The sequence below is a fragment of the Burkholderia sp. Bp9012 genome (genome assembly GCF_003853825.1).
GTDB lineage: Bacteria > Pseudomonadota > Gammaproteobacteria > Burkholderiales > Burkholderiaceae > Burkholderia > Burkholderia diffusa.
On sequence record NZ_QTQA01000009.1, the window covers coordinates 202,415 to 222,885 of the forward strand.

Annotated in this window: 15 protein-coding genes; 9 read left to right on the forward strand and 6 right to left on the reverse strand. The window is 68.0% G+C overall.

All coding sequences use genetic code 11. The features are described from left to right. Positions 1-4 precede the first annotated feature (4 nt). Positions 5-250, forward strand: coding sequence for a hypothetical protein (locus DIE11_RS14785; protein WP_162499696.1), 246 nt, complete (start codon positions 5-7; stop codon positions 248-250). Between the two features lie 110 nt (positions 251-360). Here the strand turns inward: DIE11_RS14785 and tldD are convergent, their stop codons facing one another. The 3 genes from tldD to DIE11_RS14800 all read right to left on the reverse strand — a co-directional run bounded on the left by tldD (position 361) and on the right by DIE11_RS14800 (position 6,999). Further along, entirely contained in the window at positions 361-1,827 is a 1,467-nt protein-coding gene (gene tldD, locus DIE11_RS14790) for a metalloprotease TldD (RefSeq protein WP_059451318.1), read from the reverse strand. Positions 1,828-1,920: 93 nt separating this feature from the next. After that, positions 1,921-2,748 (reverse strand): carbon-nitrogen hydrolase family protein, encoded by an 828-nt coding sequence (locus DIE11_RS14795; protein WP_124624936.1) that lies wholly within the window; start codon positions 2,746-2,748, stop codon positions 1,921-1,923. A gap of 51 nt (positions 2,749-2,799) precedes the next feature. After that, entirely contained in the window at positions 2,800-6,999 is a 4,200-nt protein-coding gene (locus DIE11_RS14800) for a YhdP family protein (protein ID WP_124624939.1), read from the reverse strand. A gap of 228 nt (positions 7,000-7,227) precedes the next feature. On the opposite strand from DIE11_RS14800, the gene glnE reads away from it, so the two are divergent. Beyond that, positions 7,228-10,029, forward strand: a complete 2,802-nt coding sequence (gene glnE / locus DIE11_RS14805; protein ID WP_124624942.1) for a bifunctional [glutamate--ammonia ligase]-adenylyl-L-tyrosine phosphorylase/[glutamate--ammonia-ligase] adenylyltransferase — start codon at positions 7,228-7,230, stop codon at positions 10,027-10,029. A gap of 128 nt (positions 10,030-10,157) precedes the next feature. Here glnE and recN read toward each other — a convergent pair whose 3' ends face one another. Next, positions 10,158-11,807, reverse strand: a complete 1,650-nt coding sequence (gene recN / locus DIE11_RS14810; protein ID WP_124624945.1) for a DNA repair protein RecN — start codon at positions 11,805-11,807, stop codon at positions 10,158-10,160. A 19-nt stretch (positions 11,808-11,826) separates the two neighbouring features. Further along, positions 11,827-12,729 (reverse strand): NAD kinase, encoded by a 903-nt coding sequence (locus DIE11_RS14815; RefSeq protein WP_124624948.1) that lies wholly within the window; start codon positions 12,727-12,729, stop codon positions 11,827-11,829. Positions 12,730-12,860: 131 nt separating this feature from the next. On the opposite strand from DIE11_RS14815, the gene hrcA reads away from it, so the two are divergent. The 3 genes from hrcA to DIE11_RS14830 all read left to right on the forward strand — a co-directional run bounded on the left by hrcA (position 12,861) and on the right by DIE11_RS14830 (position 15,499). After that, positions 12,861-13,883: a heat-inducible transcriptional repressor HrcA gene (gene hrcA / locus DIE11_RS14820; RefSeq protein ID WP_011544637.1), complete on the forward strand. Its 1,023-nt coding sequence runs from the start codon at positions 12,861-12,863 to the stop codon at positions 13,881-13,883. Positions 13,884-14,021: 138 nt separating this feature from the next. After that, the gene (hemH, locus tag DIE11_RS14825; RefSeq protein WP_124624950.1) at positions 14,022-15,086 is read left to right on the forward strand and encodes a ferrochelatase; all 1,065 of its coding nucleotides are present in this window, start codon (positions 14,022-14,024) and stop codon (positions 15,084-15,086) included. Between the two features lie 5 nt (positions 15,087-15,091). After that, on the forward strand, positions 15,092-15,499 hold the full coding sequence (locus DIE11_RS14830; protein ID WP_059608298.1) for an RNA-binding S4 domain-containing protein: 408 nt from the start codon (positions 15,092-15,094) through the stop codon (positions 15,497-15,499). Here DIE11_RS14830 and DIE11_RS36325 read toward each other — a convergent pair. Continuing rightward, positions 15,471-15,632 carry a hypothetical protein gene (locus DIE11_RS36325; RefSeq protein WP_006476841.1) on the reverse strand — a complete coding sequence of 54 codons (162 nt, stop codon included), beginning with the start codon at positions 15,630-15,632 and terminating at the stop codon, positions 15,471-15,473. The two genes, DIE11_RS14830 and DIE11_RS36325, sit on opposite strands and share 29 nt — an antisense overlap. A gap of 351 nt (positions 15,633-15,983) precedes the next feature. On the opposite strand from DIE11_RS36325, the gene grpE reads away from it, so the two are divergent. The 4 genes from grpE to dnaJ all read left to right on the forward strand — a co-directional run bounded on the left by grpE (position 15,984) and on the right by dnaJ (position 20,470). Continuing rightward, on the forward strand, positions 15,984-16,529 hold the full coding sequence (gene grpE / locus DIE11_RS14840) for a nucleotide exchange factor GrpE (protein WP_059465453.1): 546 nt from the start codon (positions 15,984-15,986) through the stop codon (positions 16,527-16,529). 10 nt (positions 16,530-16,539) lie between these two features. Continuing rightward, on the forward strand, positions 16,540-16,980 hold the full coding sequence (locus DIE11_RS14845; protein WP_124624953.1) for a thioredoxin family protein: 441 nt from the start codon (positions 16,540-16,542) through the stop codon (positions 16,978-16,980). A 147-nt stretch (positions 16,981-17,127) separates the two neighbouring features. Next, the gene (dnaK, locus tag DIE11_RS14850) at positions 17,128-19,080 is read left to right on the forward strand and encodes a molecular chaperone DnaK (RefSeq protein ID WP_124624956.1); all 1,953 of its coding nucleotides are present in this window, start codon (positions 17,128-17,130) and stop codon (positions 19,078-19,080) included. A 253-nt stretch (positions 19,081-19,333) separates the two neighbouring features. Continuing rightward, the gene (gene dnaJ / locus DIE11_RS14855; RefSeq protein ID WP_098549687.1) at positions 19,334-20,470 is read left to right on the forward strand and encodes a molecular chaperone DnaJ; all 1,137 of its coding nucleotides are present in this window, start codon (positions 19,334-19,336) and stop codon (positions 20,468-20,470) included. Position 20,471 lies beyond the last annotated feature (1 nt).

Consider the following 20,471-nt stretch of genomic DNA (forward strand, 5'->3'; position numbering starts at 1 on the left):
GCGCGTGCGGCAGATTCATCAATTCAAGCAATTCAGTGATTCCGGTCGGAACCGCGGGATCCGCTGCGGCGGGGACCGGGTGGCGAAGGGCGAAAAAAAACCGCCGGGTTCGCCGGCGGTTTTTTCGGGAATTTCGGTTGCGCTTTACGCGCCATCAACCCTCTCGATCCGCCAGCGGTCTGAGATGCCAAAAAAAGTAAAAATAAAACTTGGCGGACATGACGGAGATTCGGTTCGTCAAAAAAGTTGATTCGCAATTTATACCCCGGCGCCAGGCCGCTGGCAACCGGGGATGCGCGAAAATGCGGACAATCCGCGTGTTTTCGGCAAAATGCGCGGATTGTCTGCGCCGCGATGCGGTTATGCCGTACCGCCGACCGTCATCTTGTCGATCCGCAGGGTCGGCTGGCCGACGCCGACCGGCACGCTCTGGCCTTCCTTGCCGCACACGCCGACGCCTGAGTCGAGCGACATGTCGTTGCCGATCATGCTCACGTACTTCAGCGATTCCGGGCCGCTGCCGATCAGCGTCGCGCCCTTCACCGGGTAGGTGATCTTGCCGTTCTCGATCATGTACGCCTCGGACGCCGAGAACACGAACTTGCCGTTCGTGATGTCGACTTGCCCGCCGCCGAAGTTCACCGCGTACAGGCCGTTCTTCACGGATGCGATGATTTCCTGCGGATCCTTGTCGCCGTTCAGCATGTACGTATTGGTCATCCGCGGCATCGGCAATGCCGCATACGACTCGCGCCGCGCGTTGCCGGTGACGGGCATTTTCATCAGGCGCGCGTTCAGCGTGTCCTGGATGTAGCCCTTCAGGATGCCGTCCTCGATCAGCGTCGTGCACTGCGTCGGGTTGCCTTCGTCGTCGATGTTCAGCGAGCCGCGGCGATTCGGCAGCGTGCCGTCGTCGACCACCGTCACGCCCTTCGCGGCGACCTGCTCGCCGATCCGGCCGGCGAACGCCGACGAACCCTTGCGGTTGAAGTCGCCCTCGAGGCCGTGGCCGATCGCCTCGTGCAGCAGCACGCCCGGCCAGCCCGGCCCGAGCACGACCGTCATCGCGCCGGCCGGGGCAGGGCGCGCGTCGAGGTTCACGAGCGCCGCGTGCACGGCGTCGTCGACGTAGCGTGACAGCACTTCGTCGGTGAAGTAGCCGTAGTCGAAGCGGCCGCCGCCGCCGCCGGAGCCGATTTCGCGGCGGCCGTTCTGTTCGGCGATCACCGTGACCGACACGCGCACGAGCGGCCGGATGTCGGCGGCGAGCGCGCCGTCGCTGCGCGCGACCAGCACAACATCGTATTCGCCGGCGAGCCCCGCCATCACCTGCGTGACGCGCGGGTCGCGACCGCGCGCCATCTGCTCGATGCGCTCGAGCAGCTTGACCTTGGCCGTCGCGTCGAGCGACGCGAGCGGATCGGACGGCAGATACAGGTCGCGGCCCGAGATGCCCTTCAGCGACGTCGCCGCCTTGATCTTCTGGCGGCCGCCGCCGGCCGCCGCGATCGCCTTGGTGGCCGCGGCCGCCTGGGCGATGGCTTCCGGAGACAGGTCGTCCGAGTAGGCGAACGCTGTGCGGTCGCCCGCGACCGCGCGCACGCCGACGCCCTGGTCGATGCTGAAGCTGCCCGACTTCACGATGCCTTCCTCGAGGCTCCACGCTTCGCTGCGGGTCGCCTGGAAGTACAGGTCCGCGTAGTCGACGCGATGCGTGAAGATGTCGGCGATCGTGCGCGTGAGCAGGCTCTCGTCGAGGCCGTACGGCGTGAGGAGGATGTCCTTCGCCAGCGCAAGATTGCGGATGCCGGGTTCGATGATGTTCATGCGGGTATCGAGGGTTCTCAAAAAGTTGTCGGGTGCGTTCTGGGCAGATGGGTTGGCCGGGCGGCGTTTCAAGCGCCAGGGCGGATCAGCGGTTCAGGCCAGCACGCGATGCCGCCACGCGGGCAGGCTCTGGCGCACGTCGGCGATGCGCTGCGGATCGAGCGTGCCGGTCACGACGCTCGCGCCTTCGTCGCGGATCGCGACGATTTCGCCCCACGGGTCGATCAGCATGCTGTGGCCCCAGGTGCGCCGGCCGTTCTCGTGCTTGCCGCCTTGCGCGGCCGCGAGCACGTAGCACTGGTTCTCGACGGCCCGCGCGCGCAGCAGCGTTTCCCAGTGCGCGCGGCCCGTCGTATACGTAAACGCCGACGGCACGACGATCAGCGCGCAGTCGCCCATCCTGCGGTACAGCTCCGGAAAGCGCAGATCGTAACAGACCGACAGGCCGACCCGCCCGAAAGGCGCGTCGAACGTGACGACCGTGTCGCCCGCGCGGATCGTGCGCGCCTCGTCGAACGATTCGTCGCCTTTCTCGAAGTTGAACAGGTGGATCTTGTCGTAGCGGGCCGCTTCGTTGCCGCTCGGGTCGAACACGAGCGTCGTGTTCAGCACGCGATCGGGTTCGGGCGCCTTCAGCGGCAGCGTGCCGCCGATCACCCAGATGCCGTGACGATGCGCGGCCTCCGCGAGGAAGCGCTGAATCGGACCGTCGCGGTAGGGTTCGGCGAGCGCGAGCTTGTCGGTGTCGCGATGGCCCATGAAGCAGAAATACTCGGGCAGCAGCACGAGCTGCGCGCCGTCGCCGGCCGCTTCCGCGATCAGGCGTCCGGCTTCGGCGAGATTGCGTGCGACGTCCGGCGTGCTCACCATCTGCAGCGCGGCGACCCGAAAGGGCGTGGCGGAACGGGCGTGATCGGTCATCGCTGGATCGGTTGCGTCATAAATGGGGTGCGGCCCGGCACCCTGCGCGCGTCAGTGGCTCGCCGCATCGGCCGGACCGTGATTCATCTTACCCTGATCGCCTCGCACCCGCTCGATGTGCGGATGCGCCCACGAGCCGGTGATCGCGTAGTCGAGCGCGAACGCGTGCGACAGCGTCTCAGACAGCGCGTAGTTCGCCGCCAGCACGCCGACGCCGAGCAGCGGATTGATGATCGCGGCCGCGATCGCGGCCGTGCCGGCGCCGATCTTCGGCGCGACGTGCGCGTGCAGGTCCTGCGTCTCGGTGCCGAGGTCGACCGCGCCGCGCACGGTCACGTTCGCCGGCGCAGTCGTCATCGAAAAGTCGTCGGTGCGTGCGATCCCGTTCGAGATCCGGCTGGTGCCCGTGATCTTGTCGAACGGCAGTCCCTTGCCGATCACGTCGCGGAAATTCAGCGTCAGGAAGCGCGCGAGACTCTGCAGGCTCAGCACGCCGAGCAGTTTCGCGGCGCCCGGATCGACCTTCAGGATCTGGCCGTGCTCCAGGTCGAGCGCGATCTGGCCGCCGAGCGACGGCAGATCGACCGCGGTCGGGCCGCCGCGCCAGCCGACCTTGCCGGTCACCGTGCCGTGGCCGTTCGCCAGCGTGCGCGGCAGGCCGACGAGGTCGAGCAGCGCGCCCGCGTTGCCGACGTCGAGCTTGAAGTCGAACACGCTGCGGCGCGGTGCATCGTTTTCGTCGACGCCGCGGGCCAGCGCGCGGCGCGACGTGCGCCAGTTGCCGGTCGCCGTCAGCTTTGCGGCCGGGTTCGCCAGCTCGAGCTTGTCGAGCTGCCACACCGGCGCGCCGTCTTCCTCGATGTTGCGCGCATTGACGACGAGCCGGCCGATGTCGTGATCGCGTGCAACGACCTGGTCGACGATCAGGTCGACCGACGGCATCGGCCGGTCGGTCGGCGTCGGCAGGTTCATCGCGCGGCCGACGAGGTCGTGCTGCGCACTCTGCGGAATCACGAGCTTCGCGAGCCGCGCGTTCAGCACGCCCGCGCCGTTGTGGCCGCCGCCCGGCGCCCACGACAGGTAGCCCGAGACCTGGTTCGACGCGATGTTCGCCTGCCACAACTCGTCGATGTGCGACGCGCCGATGATCACGTTTTCCCAGTTGCGCTTGAGCAGCTTCAGCGTGCCGAAGTGGAGCGCGAAGCGCTTCGGCGTGAAGCTCGCGACGTCGATGCGCGGCGCGGCTTGCGGTTCCGGCGCGCGCGGCGCGTCGTGCTGCAGCGTGCGGGCCAGTGCGAGCCAGGCGTCGGCGTCGAGTTCGTCGACGTCGACGGCGGCGCTCACGCCGTCCTGCGGCAGGTCGGGCATCCGGTGGATGCCCATCGCGCCACGCACCGCGCGCAGCGGCTGGCCGGGTGTTGCGTCGAGCAGGTAGGTCGCGGACACGGGGCCGAGCGTCAGGTCGGCATGCTCGAGGCGCTTGCCGCCCGCCTCGGCGGCCGGCTGCAGCGTGAAGCGGAACGGCATCGGCGTGCCGGCCGGTTTCGCGAACGGCGCAGGGAAGTTCAACGCGACGCCCGTCAGGTCGGAACGCGCGGTGACTTCCGGCAGGCGGCCCGGCGCGCCGCGCACGGCGAGCTGGTACGGTGCGTCGCCGACCACGTGCTCGAGCAGCGCCGCAGCCGTGCCGCGCAGGTTCATCCCGCGCGCGGCGTCGAGCGCGAGCTTGCCGTCGACGTCCACCGCGTACGGGCCGTGCGACTGGAAGTTGCCGTTCGCGCGCACCGGGCCGCCGAGGAAGCGCCCCGACAGGTCGTGCAGCGATGCGCCAGTCTCGGAGAAGCGCACGCTGCCGCGCAGCGCGGACAGCGGCGGCACGCCGTCGGTCGACAGCGTGTTGCCGCCGAACGCGAGTGCGCCTTCGACGTGGGTATGCGGATGCGGAACGTGCTGCGGAATCGTGATCTTGAGCGCGAGCGCCGCCGGCCCCTGCGCATCGATCCGCTGGCCGATGTGCCCGCTCATCGCGCCGAGCGAGCTGTTGTCCGCATAGTCGATCAGGTCCGCGAGCGGGCCCTGCGCATGGCCGTCGATGACGAGCGGCGACGTCGACGGGTTGCCGAGGTCGTCGATCCGGCCGGCGACCTTCGTCAGCGCGACGCGCTTGTAGTGCGCGCGCGCGATGTCGAAACGCAGCTTGTTCTGCGCGAGCTCGAACACGCCGTCGATTCCGTCGAGTGCGGGCCAGACGCTCGGCGTGCCGTTCGCGAGCTTGCGCGGCGGGTACGGCGTCGGCTCGAAGCGGCCGCCGGTGAACGGCGCGACGATATGGAACACGCCGGCATCCGGCTCGTGTTCGAACGGGAATTTCTCGAGCGGGCCGCGGGCGACGATCGACGCGCCCTTGGACACCTGGCCGTCCTGCAGCGCATGGCCGAGATAGTTGCGCAGGTGCTCGGACATCCCCGTCGGCAGGTAGCGCGGAATGCGCGCCACCGACGCGCGCGCGAATTCCGCGCGCAGGTCGAGCGAGCCGCGGCCGTGGCCGGGGTTCGTGTACGAGCCCGACACCGCGATTTCCGCATCGGGGTTTGCGACGAACAGGTCCGGCAACGTCACGTCGACGCGCGCGTGCTTCTCGCCCGGCGCCGGCGTGATCACCCATTTCGCGTTGCCGCGCAGCCGGTCGAAGGTCAGGCGCGGCTCGTCGAATTCGCCGGGCACCGTGACTGCGGCGTTGACCGTGTCGAAGTGCGCGGCGCCGCCCGTCTCGTTCGCGTCGACGCGGCCCCACAGATTCTCGACGCCCGGCCAGCCGGCGCGCGGATGGCCACGCGGCGAGAGGCCAGGGGGCGGCTCCTGCGCGGCGAAGCTGATGCCCTGCAGGTCGCCCAGGAAGCGGTAGCGGACGATCGGTGCGGCGCCGGTGCGACGCTCTTCGTCGGCGAGCTCGGCCCGCGCCGGCTTCGCGCGTTCGACCTCGATATGGTAATTCGACACCATCCCGCGCGGGTCGAGCTTGATCAGTTCGTTGCGCAGCCGCGCCGGCAGCGGCAGCCCGCGGATGAACTCGCTGAGGATGCCGAGATCGACGCGGTCGCCGACGACGCTCAGGAGCTGCCCCTGGTCGGCGGCCGGCACGCGGTAGCGGGCGGTCAGCGTCGACAGCGCGAGCGAGCGGGCGAGCGGCGTGCCGTCCGGCAGCGGCGGCTGCCCGAGCTCCGCGTTGAAGCGCGTCAGGTGCAGCGTGTAGTCGCGGCCGGCGTCCAGCGCCATGTCCCAGCCGAAGCCGACCGTCGGCACGTCGAGGCGCGGCTGGGTCGGCCGCACGCGCAGCACGACGTCGGCGCCCTGCAGGTCGCCGCCGGCGGAGCGCAGGTGGCCGTTCTGGAAGGTCGCCCAGATTGCGTTGTCGATGCGGCCCGCGTGGATCGTGAGCGGTATGTCGAGATAGCGGCCGAGCGTCTGCAGGTCGACGGGGCCGGTCGACAGATACGCGTCGCCGGTCCAGTTCGTCGGCTTGCCGATCGGCGCGAGCGGCTTGTGCCGGAAGCGCGCGCGGAAATCGAGCGGGCCGAGCAGCAGGGTGCCGTTCGCGGGCGCCTGAAGCGCGGCCTTGTGCTCGCGGCCGTCGTTGAGCACCGCGAGGCGGATGCCGGACAGCGCGAGCTCCGGTGCATCGTGTTGCGCGTCGCGCCAGCGCAGCGTGCCGTTGCGCAGCACGATCGCTTCCTGCTTCAGCAGCCAGGTGCCGAACGTGTCGTTGCCGCCATGGGTGGTCGCGACGCCGACGCCCGCGATGCTCAGCGAGCCGTCGGCCGCGCGCGCGACGACGAGGTCCGGATGGTCGACGATCAGGCTCGACAGCGCGGGCGACAGCCGCAGCAGCGACAACCACGACAGCGCGGCCGTCGCGTGCGGGACCGACAGCGCGATCTGGCCGTCACGGCCGCGAATGGTGAGGTTGGCGACTTCGACACCCGGCTGCATGCCGGACCAGTGGGGGGACAGTTTGCCGATCGAGAGCTGCGCGTGGAGCTTGTCGGACACCGCGCGCTCGATGCGCGGGCGAAATTCGTCGATGCGCGGCAGCACCACGTAGCGCAGCCCGAGGAACGCGCCGGCCGCGACGAAGTACGTGCCGATCCCGACTGCCAGCGTCACCCTGAACACGTGACGCAGGACTGGATGATCGTGCTTCGGAGGTCCCGCTTCGGGCTCAGCTAAGGCGGATTCCTGACGGTCGGACATGCGGCGGAAGGGCGGCGATATGGTAGTTTTGCAGACTGACGTTGAAATGTATCACAGGGGTTCGTGCCGGCGGCCGTTGCGGCAGCGCGGCACGGGCTTTCCGGCGCGCGGTTTTCGCGGCGGCGCATCCGCGTCGCGACACCGCGCCGAGTCCACGGGGCCTGTCGGCGGCAGGGCGCGCAAGCGCTCTCCCGCGCCGGCGGGCCCGACCGCCAGGCCCGCTTTTCGATGACCGACGCTTCCGCCCTGATCAGCCAGTCCTACTCCCGCTATATCGCCCGCGCGGCCGCCGCGCGTCCCGCGCTGTCCGACCAGATCGCCGCGTGGGCCGCCGCACCGCTCGCCCGTGCGCAGCTCGACGCGCGCCTGACCGAACTGCTCGCATCGCCGGCCGGCGCGACCGCGCCGGGCGACGAGCAACTGAAGCGCGCGCTGCGGCAGTTGCGTGTCGAGGTGTTCGGCGCGGTTGCGGAGCGCGACCTGCGCGGCGTCGCGGACGTCGCCGAGGTGACGGGCGCGATGACCGATCTCGCCGAGGTGGCCGTGCAGCGCTCGCTCACGCTGCTGTCGGCCGAACTCGAGGCGATGTACGGCGAGCCGCGCGGCGCCGACGGCCAGCGCGTCGTGCTGGGCGTGGTCGGGATGGGCAAGCTCGGCGGCCGCGAGCTGAACGTGTCGTCCGACATCGACCTGATCTTCGTCTACGAGGACGACGGCGAGACCGCCGGCGGCACGCGCTCGCCGCTGTCCACCCAGGAATACTTCACGCGGCTCGGCCGGCGCCTGATCGGCGTGCTGTCCGAAGTCACGGCCGACGGCTACGTGTTTCGCGTCGACATGCGGCTGCGCCCGAACGGCGATTCGGGGCCGCTCGTGTGCAGCCTCGGGATGCTCGAGGAATATTTCTACGTGCAGGGGCGCGAATGGGAGCGCTACGCGTGGATCAAGGGGCGACTCGTGTCGGAAGGCGACAGCGACGCGGCGCAGCGGCTCGCGTCGCAGCTCGAATCGATCGTCAAGCCGTTCGTGTACCGCCGCTATCTCGACTTCGGCGTGATCGGTGCGATCCGTTCGCTGCACCAGCAGATTCGCCAGGAAGCCGCGCGCCGCGCGTCGATGCGGCCCGACAAGGCCGACGACATCAAGCTCGGGCGCGGCGGGATCCGCGAGATCGAATTCAGCGCGCAGGTGTTCCAGTTGATCCGCGGCGGCCAGGATGCGGAATTCCGCGTACGGCCGACGCTCGCGGTGCTGCGCCATGCGCAGGCGCGCGGGCTGATCGGCGAGGACGTGCGCGAGCGCCTGACCGACGCCTACAACTTCCTGCGCACGCTCGAGCACCGGCTGCAGTACCGCGACGACGCGCAGACGCACGCGATGCCGGTCGATCCGGCCGAGCGCGCGGCGTTGGCCGCGTCGCTCGGCTTTGCCGACTACGCGGCGCTGATGACGGTGCTCGACGGCTACCGCACCTTCGTCGAGGCGCAGTTCGACCAGATCTTTGCCGACAAGGTGAGCGGCGGCCCATGCGCGGCGGGCGAGGACACCACCGCGTCGTGGATCTGGAGCGGGGCGCTCGCCGACGACGGCGAAGACGACGCGCTGCGCGCGCGCCTCGACGGGCTGGGCTTCACCGATCCGGCGACCGTGCTCGCTCGGCTGCGCGCGATCTGGCAGTCGTCGCGCTACGCGGGCCTGCCGGAAAAGAGCCGGCAACGCTTCGACAGCGTCGCGCAGCGCGCGCTCGAGGCTGCGCCGCGGATCGACGCTGCGCGCCGCGACGACACCATCGTGCGGCTGTTCGACCTGCTCGAGACGGTCAGCCGGCGCGGCGTCTATCTCGCGCTGCTGACCGAGTATCCCGCCGCGCTCGATCGCGTGCTGTCGGTGCTCGGCGCGACGCGCTGGGGCGGCGGCTACCTGATCCGCCATCCACAACTGCTCGACGAACTGCTTGACGACGAAGCGATCGCGAGCCCGTTCGACTGGCCCGCGTTCAAGGACGCATTGCGTGCGCGCCTCGCGGCCGCCGACGGCCCCGAGCAGCAGATGGACCTGCTGCGGCATGCGCAGCACGCGGAGGTGTTCCGCATCCTGCTGATCGATCTGGCGGGCCAGCTGTCGGTCGAGCACGTGAGCGATCGCCTCTCGGAGCTCGCCGACGCCGTGCTCGACGTGACGATTGAGGTTGTCTGGTCGCAGCTCGCGAAGCGCCACCGTGACGTGCCGAAGTTCGCGGTGATCGCGTACGGCAAGCTCGGCGGCAAGGAGCTCGGCTACGCATCGGATCTCGACCTGATCTTCCTGTACGACGACCCCGACGAGCGCTCGGCGGACGTCTACACGACGTTCACGCGACGGCTGATCACGTGGCTCACGACCGCGACCGGCGCCGGCGCGCTGTTCGACATCGACCTGCGGCTGCGGCCGAACGGCGAGGCCGGACTGCTCGTGACCGATCTCGACGCGTTCCGCCGCTACCAGCTGCGCGAGGGCGACGCGGCGAACACCGCGTGGGTGTGGGAGCACCAGGCGCTGACGCGTGCCCGCTACAGCGCGGGCGACACGCAGATCGGCGCCGACTTCGAGGCGATCCGCCAGCAGGTGCTGACGACGCCGCGCGACGGGGCGGTGCTTGCGAAGGAGATCGTCGACATGCGCGGCAAGGTGTTCGCCGGCCATCCGAACCAGACCGAGCTGTTCGACCTGAAGCACGATCGCGGCGGGATGGTCGACATCGAGTTCATCGTCCAGTACTGGGTGCTGCTGCATGCGTCGAGTGATGCCGAGCTGATCCGCAATACCGGCAACATCGCGTTGCTGCGCGAGGTCGCCCGATTCGGGCTGATGGGCGAGGACGAAGCCGAGCGCGTCGGCGCCGCGTACCGCAAGTACCGGAAGCTGCAACACAAGCTGCGGCTCGACGGGATGGAAAAGGCGCGGGTCGATCCGGCGCTGGTGGCCGACGAGCGGGCGGCCGTGACGGCGCTGTGGGAGCGGGTGTTCGGCGCGGTTGAAACGAGTGTTTGATTCGGGCGTTCGAGTCGAGCGTTCGAATCACCGGAGCAGGGTGGGCGCGATCGGGCGGCCGCTGCTGCCGATGAAAAGAGACCGACGCATGCGCCGGTCTCTTTTCATTCTGGGGCCGGGTGGCCGCGTCAGGCTGCCAGCATTTCCTTCGCGTGCTTGCGCGTCGTCGCGGTGATCTCGAGCCCACCGAGCATCCGGGCGACTTCCTCGACCCGGCTCGCCTTGTCGAGCGGGACGACCGACGAGACGGTGCCACCGCGGTCGTCGGCACCCTTCGCGACCTGGTAGTGATGGTCGCCGCGCGCGGCGACCTGTGGCAGGTGGGTGACGCACAGTACCTGGCGGTCACGCCCGAGCTGATGCAGCAGGCGGCCGACCACCTCGGCGACGCCGCCGCCGATGCCCGTGTCGACTTCGTCGAAGATCAGCGTCGGCGTCGGGCTGGCGGCACTCGCGATCACCGCGAGCGCAAGGCTGATCCGTGCGAGTTCGCCGCCCGACGCGACTTTCGCGAGCGGCCGCAGCGGCACGCCGGGGTGTCCGGCGACCCGGAATTCGACCTGCTCGAGCCCGTGCGCGCCACCATCGGCGAGCGGCACGAGCGCGACTTCGAAGCTGCCGCCCGCCATCGACAGTTCCTGCATGCCGGCCGTGACGGCCGTGCCGAGTGCCTTCGCGGCCTGCGCGCGCGCCTTCGACAGGCGTTTCGCGTCAGTGAGATAGGCTTCCCATGCCTTGGCCTGCGCGGCTTCGAGCGCGCCGAGATCGGCGGCTGCGTCGAGCGCGGCGAGCTGCGCGCGGCGTGCCGCATGTTCCTCGTGCAGCGTGTCGGGCGGCAGCCGGAACTTGCGGGCGGTCGAGTGCAGCGCGTCGAGGCGCGCTTCGACCTGCGCGAGCCGGGCCGGGTCGAGATCGAGGCGCTGCGCGTAGTGCGACAGCGAATAGACGGCTTCCTGCAACTGGATCTCGGCCGGTTCGAGCGATGCGAGCGCGTCGCCGAGCCCCGTGTCGTAGTCGGCCAGGCTGCGCAGTTTCGACACGATCGCGCCGAGTTGCGGGAGCATCGCGTCGTCGGCCTCGGACAGCGCATTGAGCGCACCCTGCACGCCGGCGATCAGATTCGCCGAATGCGACAGGCGCTTGTGCTCGCTGCCGACTTCGTCCCATTCGCCCGGTTGCGGTGCGAGCTTGTCGAGCTCGGCGAGCTGCCAGGCGAGCTTCTCGCGTTCGAGCTGCAGTTCGCGCTCGTGCGCCTTCGCGGCGTCGATCGCCTGCGTCGCGTCGCGCCAGACGCGCCACGCGCGTGCGACGTTCGCGGCATCGGCGACGAGCCCCGCGTGCGTGTCGAACAGCTCGCGCTGCGCATCGGGGCGCATCAGCAACTGGTGCGCGTGCTGGCCGTGGATGTCGACCAGCATCTCGCCGAGTTCGCGCAGCTGCGCGAGCGTCGCGCTGGTGCCGTTGATGAATGCGCGCGAGCGGCCGTTCGCGTCGATCACGCGGCGCAGCATCACGGTGTCCTCAGTGTCGAACGCGTGTTCGTCGAGCCAGTGCGCGACGCGGTCGTGCGGCGTGAATTCTGCGGTGATGTCGGCGCGGCCGCAGCCGGCGCGCACGACGCTCGCGTCGGCGCGTTCGCCGAGCGCGAGGGCGAGGGCGTCGATCAGGATCGATTTGCCGGCGCCGGTTTCGCCGGAAAAGACGGTAAAGCCGCTGTCGAATTCGAGATCGAGCGCGGCGACGATGACGAAGTCGCGAATCGAGAGGTGGCGGAGCATGGTGTCGGGCTCAGGGGCGTCAGAACGCCTTGTCGTCTTCGTTCGACGCGTGTTCGTTCCAGTGCAGCTTCTTGCGCAGCGTCGAGAAATAGCTGTAGCCGACCGGGTGCAGGAACGGCACCGTGTGCTTCGAGCGGCGCACCTCGATCGTGTCGTTCAGTTCGAGCGCGGTGAACGACTGCATGTCGAAATTCACGTTGACGTCGCGCCCGGCGACGATCTGGATCGCGATCTTCGAATCGTCGGGCAGCACGATCGGCCGGTTCGACAGTGCGTGCGGCGCGATCGGCACGAGCACGATGCCCTGCAGCTGCGGATGGAGGATCGGGCCGGCCGACGACAGCGCGTACGCGGTCGAGCCCGTCGGCGTGGCGACGATCAGGCCGTCCGAACGCTGGTTGTACATGTACCGGCCGTCGACCGACGCGCGCAGCTCGACCATCCCGGAGAAGCCGCTGCGGTTCACGACGACGTCGTTGAACGCGAGCGCATGGTAGATCGGTTCGCCGTCGCGCACGATCCGGGCCTCGAGCAGCGAGCGCTCCTCGCGCTCGAACTTGCCCGCCAGCATCACGGGGATGCGTGCGTGCATGTCGGCCGCCGCGATGTCCGTGATGAAGCCGAGCCGCCCGTGGTTGATCCCGATCAGCGGTGTCCGGTACGGCGCAAGCTGGCGGCCGATGCCGAGCATCGTGCCGTCGCCGCCCAGCACGACCGCCACGTCCGCACGCGCCCCGATTTCGGCCGGGGTGAGCGCCGGATAGCCGGTGATGCCGAACTCGCGCGCGGTATCGCCTTCAAATACGACCTCGAAGCCCAGCTTCGCTAGGCTGGCAGCCAGGGTGGCGAGCGGCTCGGCGATGCCGGGCGTGTTGCTCCGGCCGACGAGCGCGACAGTGTTGAACTGATTACCGGTTTTCATGCCGGCATTACACCATAGCTCGTTGACGAAAAGAACCGGCTGTGCGCCGGCGGGGCCGGATCGGGCCGGCCCGCGCAACAATGGCCGACGCCACTCGCCGCGGTCGCGTGGTTGCGCTAAAATTTTCCACCATGCTAGATCCTCGCGCACGAACCCTCCTGAAAACCCTGATCGAACGGTATATCGCCGACGGTCAGCCAGTCGGATCGCGCACGTTGTCCCGTTACTCCGGGCTCGAGCTGAGCCCGGCGACGATCCGCAACGTGATGTCCGACCTGGAGGAGCTCGGCCTCGTGTCGAGCCCGCACACGTCGGCCGGCCGCGTGCCGACGCCGCGCGGCTACCGGCTGTTCGTCGACACGATGCTGACGGTCGAGGCGCCGATCGACGCCGAGGCCGTCGCGCGGCAGGTGCAGAACACGCTGCAGGCCGGTGAGCCGCAGCAGCGGGTGGTGGCGGCCGCCGCGAGCGTGCTGTCGAACCTGTCGCAGTTCGCGGGTGTCGTGCTGACGCCGCGGCGCAGCCACGTGTTCAAGCAGATCGAGTTCATGCGCCTGTCGGACAAGCGCATCCTGCTGATCATCGTCACGCCCGAGGGCGACGTGCAGAACCGGATGCTCGCGACGCCGCGCGACTACTCGCCGTCGCAACTGACCGAGGCGTCCAATTACATCAACGCGCATTTCGCCGGCCTGTCGTTCGACGAGGTGCGCCGCCGCCTGCGCGACGAGATCGACCAGTTGCGCGGCGACATGACCACGCTGATGCACGCGGCCGTGACGGCCAGCACCGAGGTGCCCGACACCGAGGACACCGTGCTGATTTCCGGCGAGCGCAACCTGCTCGAAGTGGCGGATCTTTCCTCCGACATGGCGCGGCTGCGCAAGCTGTTCGACGTGTTCGACCAAAAGACGGGCCTCCTGCAATTGCTCGACGTGTCGAGCCACGCCCAGGGCGTGCAGATCTTCATCGGCGGCGAATCGACGCTGGTGCCGATCGAGGAAATGAGCGTCGTGACCGCGCCCTACGAGGTGAACGGCCAGATCGTCGGCACGCTCGGCGTGATCGGCCCGACCCGCATGGCGTACAACCGCGTGATCCCGATCGTCGACATCACCGCGCGGCTGCTGTCGCTCACGCTGAGCCAGCAGTAACCTGAACCGATCCCGTTCCGCCATCGTGCCGCGACGCCGCGTGCGCTGCCAGTCTGCCGAACGGCCAGCCAACCCCAGCGAGCCGGCCCGCTATAATTGAGGGCCGTCCGACTGCGTGCCTCGAGCACGTTCCTGCCCATGCGTTTCGATCTTGAGCCGCCTTCGAGCATTGCGGCCGCCCATCGCATCGGCGTGCTGCTGATCAATCTCGGCACGCCCGACGCTCCGACACCGCGCGCGGTGCGGCGCTATCTGGCCGAATTCCTGTCGGATACCCGCGTCGTCGAAATCCCGCAGGTCGTCTGGCAGATACTGCTGCGCACGCTGATCCTGCCGCTGCGCGGTCGCGCGTCCGCGAAGAAATATGCGGCGGTGTGGATGCCCGAGGGCTCGCCGCTGCGCGTGTACACCGAGCGCCAGACCGAAGGCGTGCGCCATCTGCTCGCATCGAACGGCTACCAGGTGACGGTCGACTACGCGATGCGCTACGGCAGCCCAGGCATTGCGCAGGCACTCGCGCAGTTCAAGCGCGCGGGCGTCGAGCGTGTGCTGCTGATGCCGATGTATCCGCAATACTCGGCGTCCACTACCGCGACCGCATTCGATGCCGCGTTCGCCGCGCTCGCGCGGATGCGCAACCAGCCGGAAGTGCGCACGGTGCGGCAATATGCCGACCATCCGGCCTACATCCACGCGCTTGCCGAGCAGGTGCGTCAGTACTGGGCGCAGCACGGCCGGCCCGACTTCGCGGCCGGCGACAAGCTCGTGCTGAGTTTTCACGGGGTGCCGAAACGCACGCTCGACCTGGGCGACCCTTATCATGACCAGTGCCAGCAGACGGGCGCGCTGCTGATGGCCGCGCTCGGGCTGTCGACGCTCGAGTGCCGCGTGACGTTCCAGTCGCGCTTCGGCAAGGCCGAGTGGCTGCAGCCGTACACCGCGCCGACGCTGCGCGAACTCGGCGAGGCCGGCGTGCGGCGGGCCGACGTGTTCTGCCCCGGTTTTACGGCCGATTGTCTGGAGACGATCGAGGAGATCGGGATGGAGGTGCGCGACGAGTTCATCGCGGGCGGCGGCCAGGCCTTCCACCGGATTCCGTGTCTGAACGGCGCGTCCGCGTGGATCGGCGCGGTGGGCGAGATTGTCGCCGAGAATTTGCAGGGCTGGCCGGTGAAGGCCGCACAGCCCGAAACGGTGAATTGAACGCGATGAACTACAGGATTTCGACGGAACCCGGCGCGAAGCTGCGCATCGACAAATGGCTGTGGGCAGCGCGCTTCTTCAAGACGCGCTCGCTCGCGTCCGACGCGGTCGACAAGGGCCACGTGAAGATCGGCGGCGCGGCCGTCAAGCCGGCGAAGGACGTGCGCGTCGGCGACGAGGTCGAGATTGCGATCGACGGTGTCGTCTGGCACATTGCCGTGCTGGGCATTTGCGACGTGCGCGGACCCGCGAGCATCGCGCAGACGCTTTACGAGGAAACGGAAGCGGGGCGCGTCGCGCGGCTCGCTGAACTGGAGCGGCGCCGCACGTATCGTGAGCCGGCGGCGAATCTGCACGGCCGGCCGACCAAGCGCGACCGGCGCATCATCGACAGATTTTCTGGTGGGAGCTGAACATCTGGTCGAAAGTCGCCCGCGCGCTTCCGTATTCGGTCGTGCGGTCGGTCACGGCTCCGGACAGGCAGATGGTGGTGGTGCCGGCGATCAGTACCAGCGCGACCACCGATATGGCAAAGGTCAGTTTCACGGTACTCGCCTCGATGGGACGGTGAATGCAGCGCCAGGTGGATGTCAGGCGGCGGTAAGCTAGGGTAAACGCGCTTTCTCGACGCTTGAGTGGAGTGTAGTGCAGCCCCCTGTGCCGAGCTAGTACTTGCCTGGTAAGCGTTGTTACCGACCGTTTCGTCCGATCTGGCGACAAATGCGCGCAATCGGGCGGGGTGCGGCGCGGTTGTTTCGCAGTGTTGGCGAATACCGGCGAATAACCCTCTTGAAACCGCAGTTTTCGCCCTTATTTGCACCAACAATGTGCGGTGTCGCCGGCATACGGTCCGGCGGTTGCCGATTTGGCTTCAACCTCTAATCGACTTTCAGCGACATGGAAAACACGCAAGAGAACCCGGCTACCCAATCGGCCGAAGACATCGGCAGCGAGAAGCAGGCGGCGCAAGGCGCTGCTCCCGCCGCCGAAGCAGCCGACGCTGCGCTCGCGGAGGCTCAAGCCAAGGTCGCCGAGCTGCAGGAGAGCTTCCTCCGGGCGAAGGCCGAGACCGAGAACGTCCGCCGCCGTGCGCAGGAAGACGTCTCGAAGGCGCACAAGTTTGCGATCGAGGGCTTCGCGGAGCACCTGCTGCCCGTGCTGGACAGCCTCGAGGCCGCCGTGAGTGATACGTCCGGCGACATCACGAAGGTGCGCGAAGGCGTCGAGCTGACGCTGCGCCAGCTGACGAGCGCGCTCGAGAAGGGCCGCGTCGTCGCGATCAACCCGGTCGGCGAGAAGTTCGATCCGCACCAGCACCAGGCGATTTCGATGGTGCCGGCCGATCAGGAACCGAATACCGTCGTGACCGTCCTCCAAAAGGGTTACACGATCGCGGACCGCGTACTGCGCCCGGCGCTCGTCACGGTCGCCCAGCCGAAGTAAGGCTGCCGCGATGGTTCCCGCCGGCGTCGATCCGGCCGCGTTCGAAGCGTTCGACATGCAGGCGCTGGCGACCGACACGTTCGACGCCGCGATCGCCGGCGCCGGCGATGCACTCGCCGTGGTGTTCTTCTGGGGCGTCGACTGCTTCAACTGCGAGATCGCGAAGAAGGCGATGCTCGCCCAGACGGACGCGATGCGCGCGCTGGACCTGAAGTGGTTCCATTGCAACGTGTACGAACATCATGAGCTGGGGCGCCGCTTCGGCCTGCACGGTGTGCCGACATGGTTCTTTTTCCATCGCGGCAAGCGGCTCGGCCGCGCGACCGGCTGGCATGGCCTCGCGCAGTTCCAGGCGGCGGTGTCGGCGGCGCGCGCGAAGGTTGCCGCGGCGGCAGGCGCGCCGTCGGACCGCGACGACGGTCCGCACGATCCGGCTACCGGCATCGATTGAAAAAATTTAATACCCGCATCGCTTGGCGGGTCTTGAAAACGGATCGGCCGGACGCATTTCGGGAACAGAGTTGAATTCTGGCGCGCGAAACCGCCCAAAAACGCGGGGTTTCGCGCAGCAAACAGGCATTTCTGGAGATTAGCAAAAATGGGAAAGATCATCGGTATTGACCTCGGCACCACGAACTCGTGCGTCGCCATCATGGAAGGCAACCAGGTCAAGGTCATCGAGAACTCGGAAGGCACGCGCACGACGCCGTCGATCATCGCCTACATGGACGATAACGAAGTGCTCGTCGGCGCACCGGCCAAGCGTCAGTCCGTGACCAACCCGAAGAACACGCTGTTCGCCGTGAAGCGCCTGATCGGCCGCCGCTTCGAAGAGAAGGAAGTCCAGAAGGACATCGGCCTGATGCCGTATACGATCATCAAGGCCGACAACGGCGACGCATGGGTCGAAGCGCACGGCGAGAAGCTGGCGCCGCCGCAGGTTTCGGCGGAAGTGCTGCGCAAGATGAAGAAGACGGCCGAAGACTACCTCGGCGAGCCGGTCACGGAAGCCGTGATCACGGTGCCGGCGTACTTCAACGACAGCCAGCGTCAGGCAACTAAGGACGCCGGCCGCATCGCGGGCCTCGAAGTCAAGCGGATCATCAACGAGCCGACCGCGGCTGCGCTCGCGTTCGGCCTCGACAAGGCCGAGAAGGGCGACCGCAAGATCGCCGTGTATGACCTCGGCGGCGGCACGTTCGACGTATCGATCATCGAGATCGCGGACGTCGACGGCGAAATGCAGTTCGAAGTGCTGTCGACCAACGGCGACACGTTCCTCGGCGGCGAGGACTTCGACCAGCGCATCATCGATTACATCATCGGCGAGTTCAAGAAGGAGCAGGGTGTCGACCTGTCGAAGGACGTGCTCGCGCTGCAGCGCCTGAAGGAAGCCGCTGAAAAGGCGAAGATCGAGCTGTCGTCGAGCCAGCAGACCGAAATCAACCTGCCGTACATCACGGCCGACGCATCGGGTCCGAAGCACTTGAACCTGAAGATTACCCGCGCGAAGCTGGAAGCGCTGGTCGAGGATCTGGTCGAGCGCACGATCGAACCGTGCCGCATCGCGATCAAGGACGCGGGCGTCAAGGTGTCGGACATCGACGACGTGATCCTGGTCGGCGGCCAGACCCGCATGCCGAAGGTGCAGGAGAAGGTGAAGGAGTTCTTCGGCAAGGACCCGCGCCGTGACGTGAACCCGGACGAAGCCGTCGCAGTCGGCGCGGCGATCCAGGGCCAGGTCCTGTCGGGCGACCGCAAGGACGTGCTGCTGCTCGACGTGACCCCGCTGTCGCTCGGCATCGAGACGCTCGGCGGCGTGATGACGAAGATGATCAACAAGAACACGACGATCCCGACGAAGCACGCACAGGTGTATTCGACGGCGGACGACAACCAGTCGGCCGTGACGATCAAGGTGTTCCAGGGCGAACGCGAGATGGCGGCAGGCAACAAGCTGCTCGGCGAGTTCAACCTCGAAGGCATCCCGCCGTCGCCGCGCGGCGTGCCGCAGATCGAAGTGACCTTCGACATCGACGCGAACGGCATCCTGCACGTCGGCGCGAAGGACAAGGCGACCGGCAAGGAAAACAAGATCACGATCAAGGCGAACTCGGGCCTGTCCGAAGCTGAAATCGACCAGATGATCAAGGACGCGGAAGCGAACGCAGCGGAAGACCACAAGCTGCGCGAGCTGGCCGATTCGCGCAACCAGGGCGACGCGCTGGTCCACAGCACGAAGAAGGCGCTCACCGAGTACGGCGACAAGCTGGACGCGGGCGAGAAGGAAAAGATCGAAGCGGCGCTGAAGTCGCTCGAGGACGTGCTGAAGGATACGTCGGCCGACAAGGCGGCGATCGACGCGAAGGTCGAGGAACTCGGTCAGGCTTCGCAGAAGCTCGGCGAAAAGATGTACGCCGACATGCAGGCGCAGCAGGCCGGTGCGGCCGGCGCGGCGGGTGCAGCGGAAGGCGCGGCCCACGCGGGCGGCGCGCAGCAGGCTGCGGACGACGTCGTCGACGCCGAGTTCAAGGAAGTGAAGAAGGACTGAGCCGGGTTGCCATGGCACCGCACGCCGCGCGCGACACGCGCGCGGCGCGGCTGAACAGCGGTCTGTCTTTCCTTCCGGATGGCCGGATCGACTCCACGCCTGGCGGGCTTCGCGGCCCTCCGGGCACATTTGTTTTTTGGCGGGTGCTGCGCGAGCCGTCCGCGGACGGCGCAGCGCCAGACGAGTCGAGAGACTTTACTGCGGGCGAAAGGAGCCGCCGCGTGCGTGACGCGCGACGGCACAGCGAATCGATATGGCGAAACGGGATTACTACGAGGTTCTGGGCGTCGCGAAGAATGCGAGCGACGACGAAATCAAGAAGGCGTATCGCAAGCTTGCGATGAAGTATCACCCTGACCGCAATCCGGACAGCAAGGATGCGGAAGAGCATTTCAAGGAAGTGAAGGAAGCCTATGAAATGCTGTCGGACGACCAGAAGCGCGCGGCGTACGATCAGTACGGCCACGCGGGCGTCGATCCGAACATGGGCGGTGCGGGCGGACAGGGTTTCGGCGGCTTCGCGGATGCGTTCGGCGACATCTTCGGCGACATCTTCGGTCAGGCCGCGGGCGGCGCCGCGCGTGGCGGCCGCGGCGGTCCGCAGGTGTATCGCGGTGCCGACCTGCGCTACAGCATGGAAATCACGCTTGAGCAGGCCGCGCACGGCTACGACACGCAGATCCGCGTGCCGAGCTGGGTCTCATGCGAAGTCTGTCACGGGTCGGGCGCGAAACCTGGCACGAAGCCGGAAACCTGCCCGACTTGCCACGGCCAGGGCACGGTGCGCATGTCGCAGGGCTTCTTCAGCATCCAGCAGACCTGCCCGAAGTGTCACGGCACCGGCACCTACATCCCCGAACCGTGCGCGCATTGCCACGGATCGGGCAAGGTGAAGGAAACCAAGACGCTCGAAGTGAAGATCCCGGCCGGCATCGACGACGGCATGCGGATCCGCTCGGCCGGCAACGGCGAGCCTGGCATCAACGGCGGGCCGCCGGGCGACCTGTACGTCGAGATCCACATCAAGCCGCACTCGGTGTTCGAGCGCGACGGTGACGATCTCCACTGCCAGATGCCGATCCCGTTCACGACCGCCGCACTCGGCGGTGAGATCGAGGTGCCGACGCTGGCCGGCCGTGCGTCGTTCCCGGTGCCGGAAGGTACCCAGTCGGGCAAGACGTTCCGCCTGCGCGGCAAGGGGATCAAGGGTCTGCGTTCGAGCATCGCGGGCGATCTGTACGTACACGTGCAGGTCGAGACGCCCGTGAAGCTGACCGACCAGCAGCGTGATCTGCTCAAGCAGTTCGAGAAGTCGCTGGCCGAGGGCGGTGCGCGTCACAGTCCGCAGAGCAAGAGCTGGTTCGACCGGGTGAAGAGCTTCTTCGAGTGAC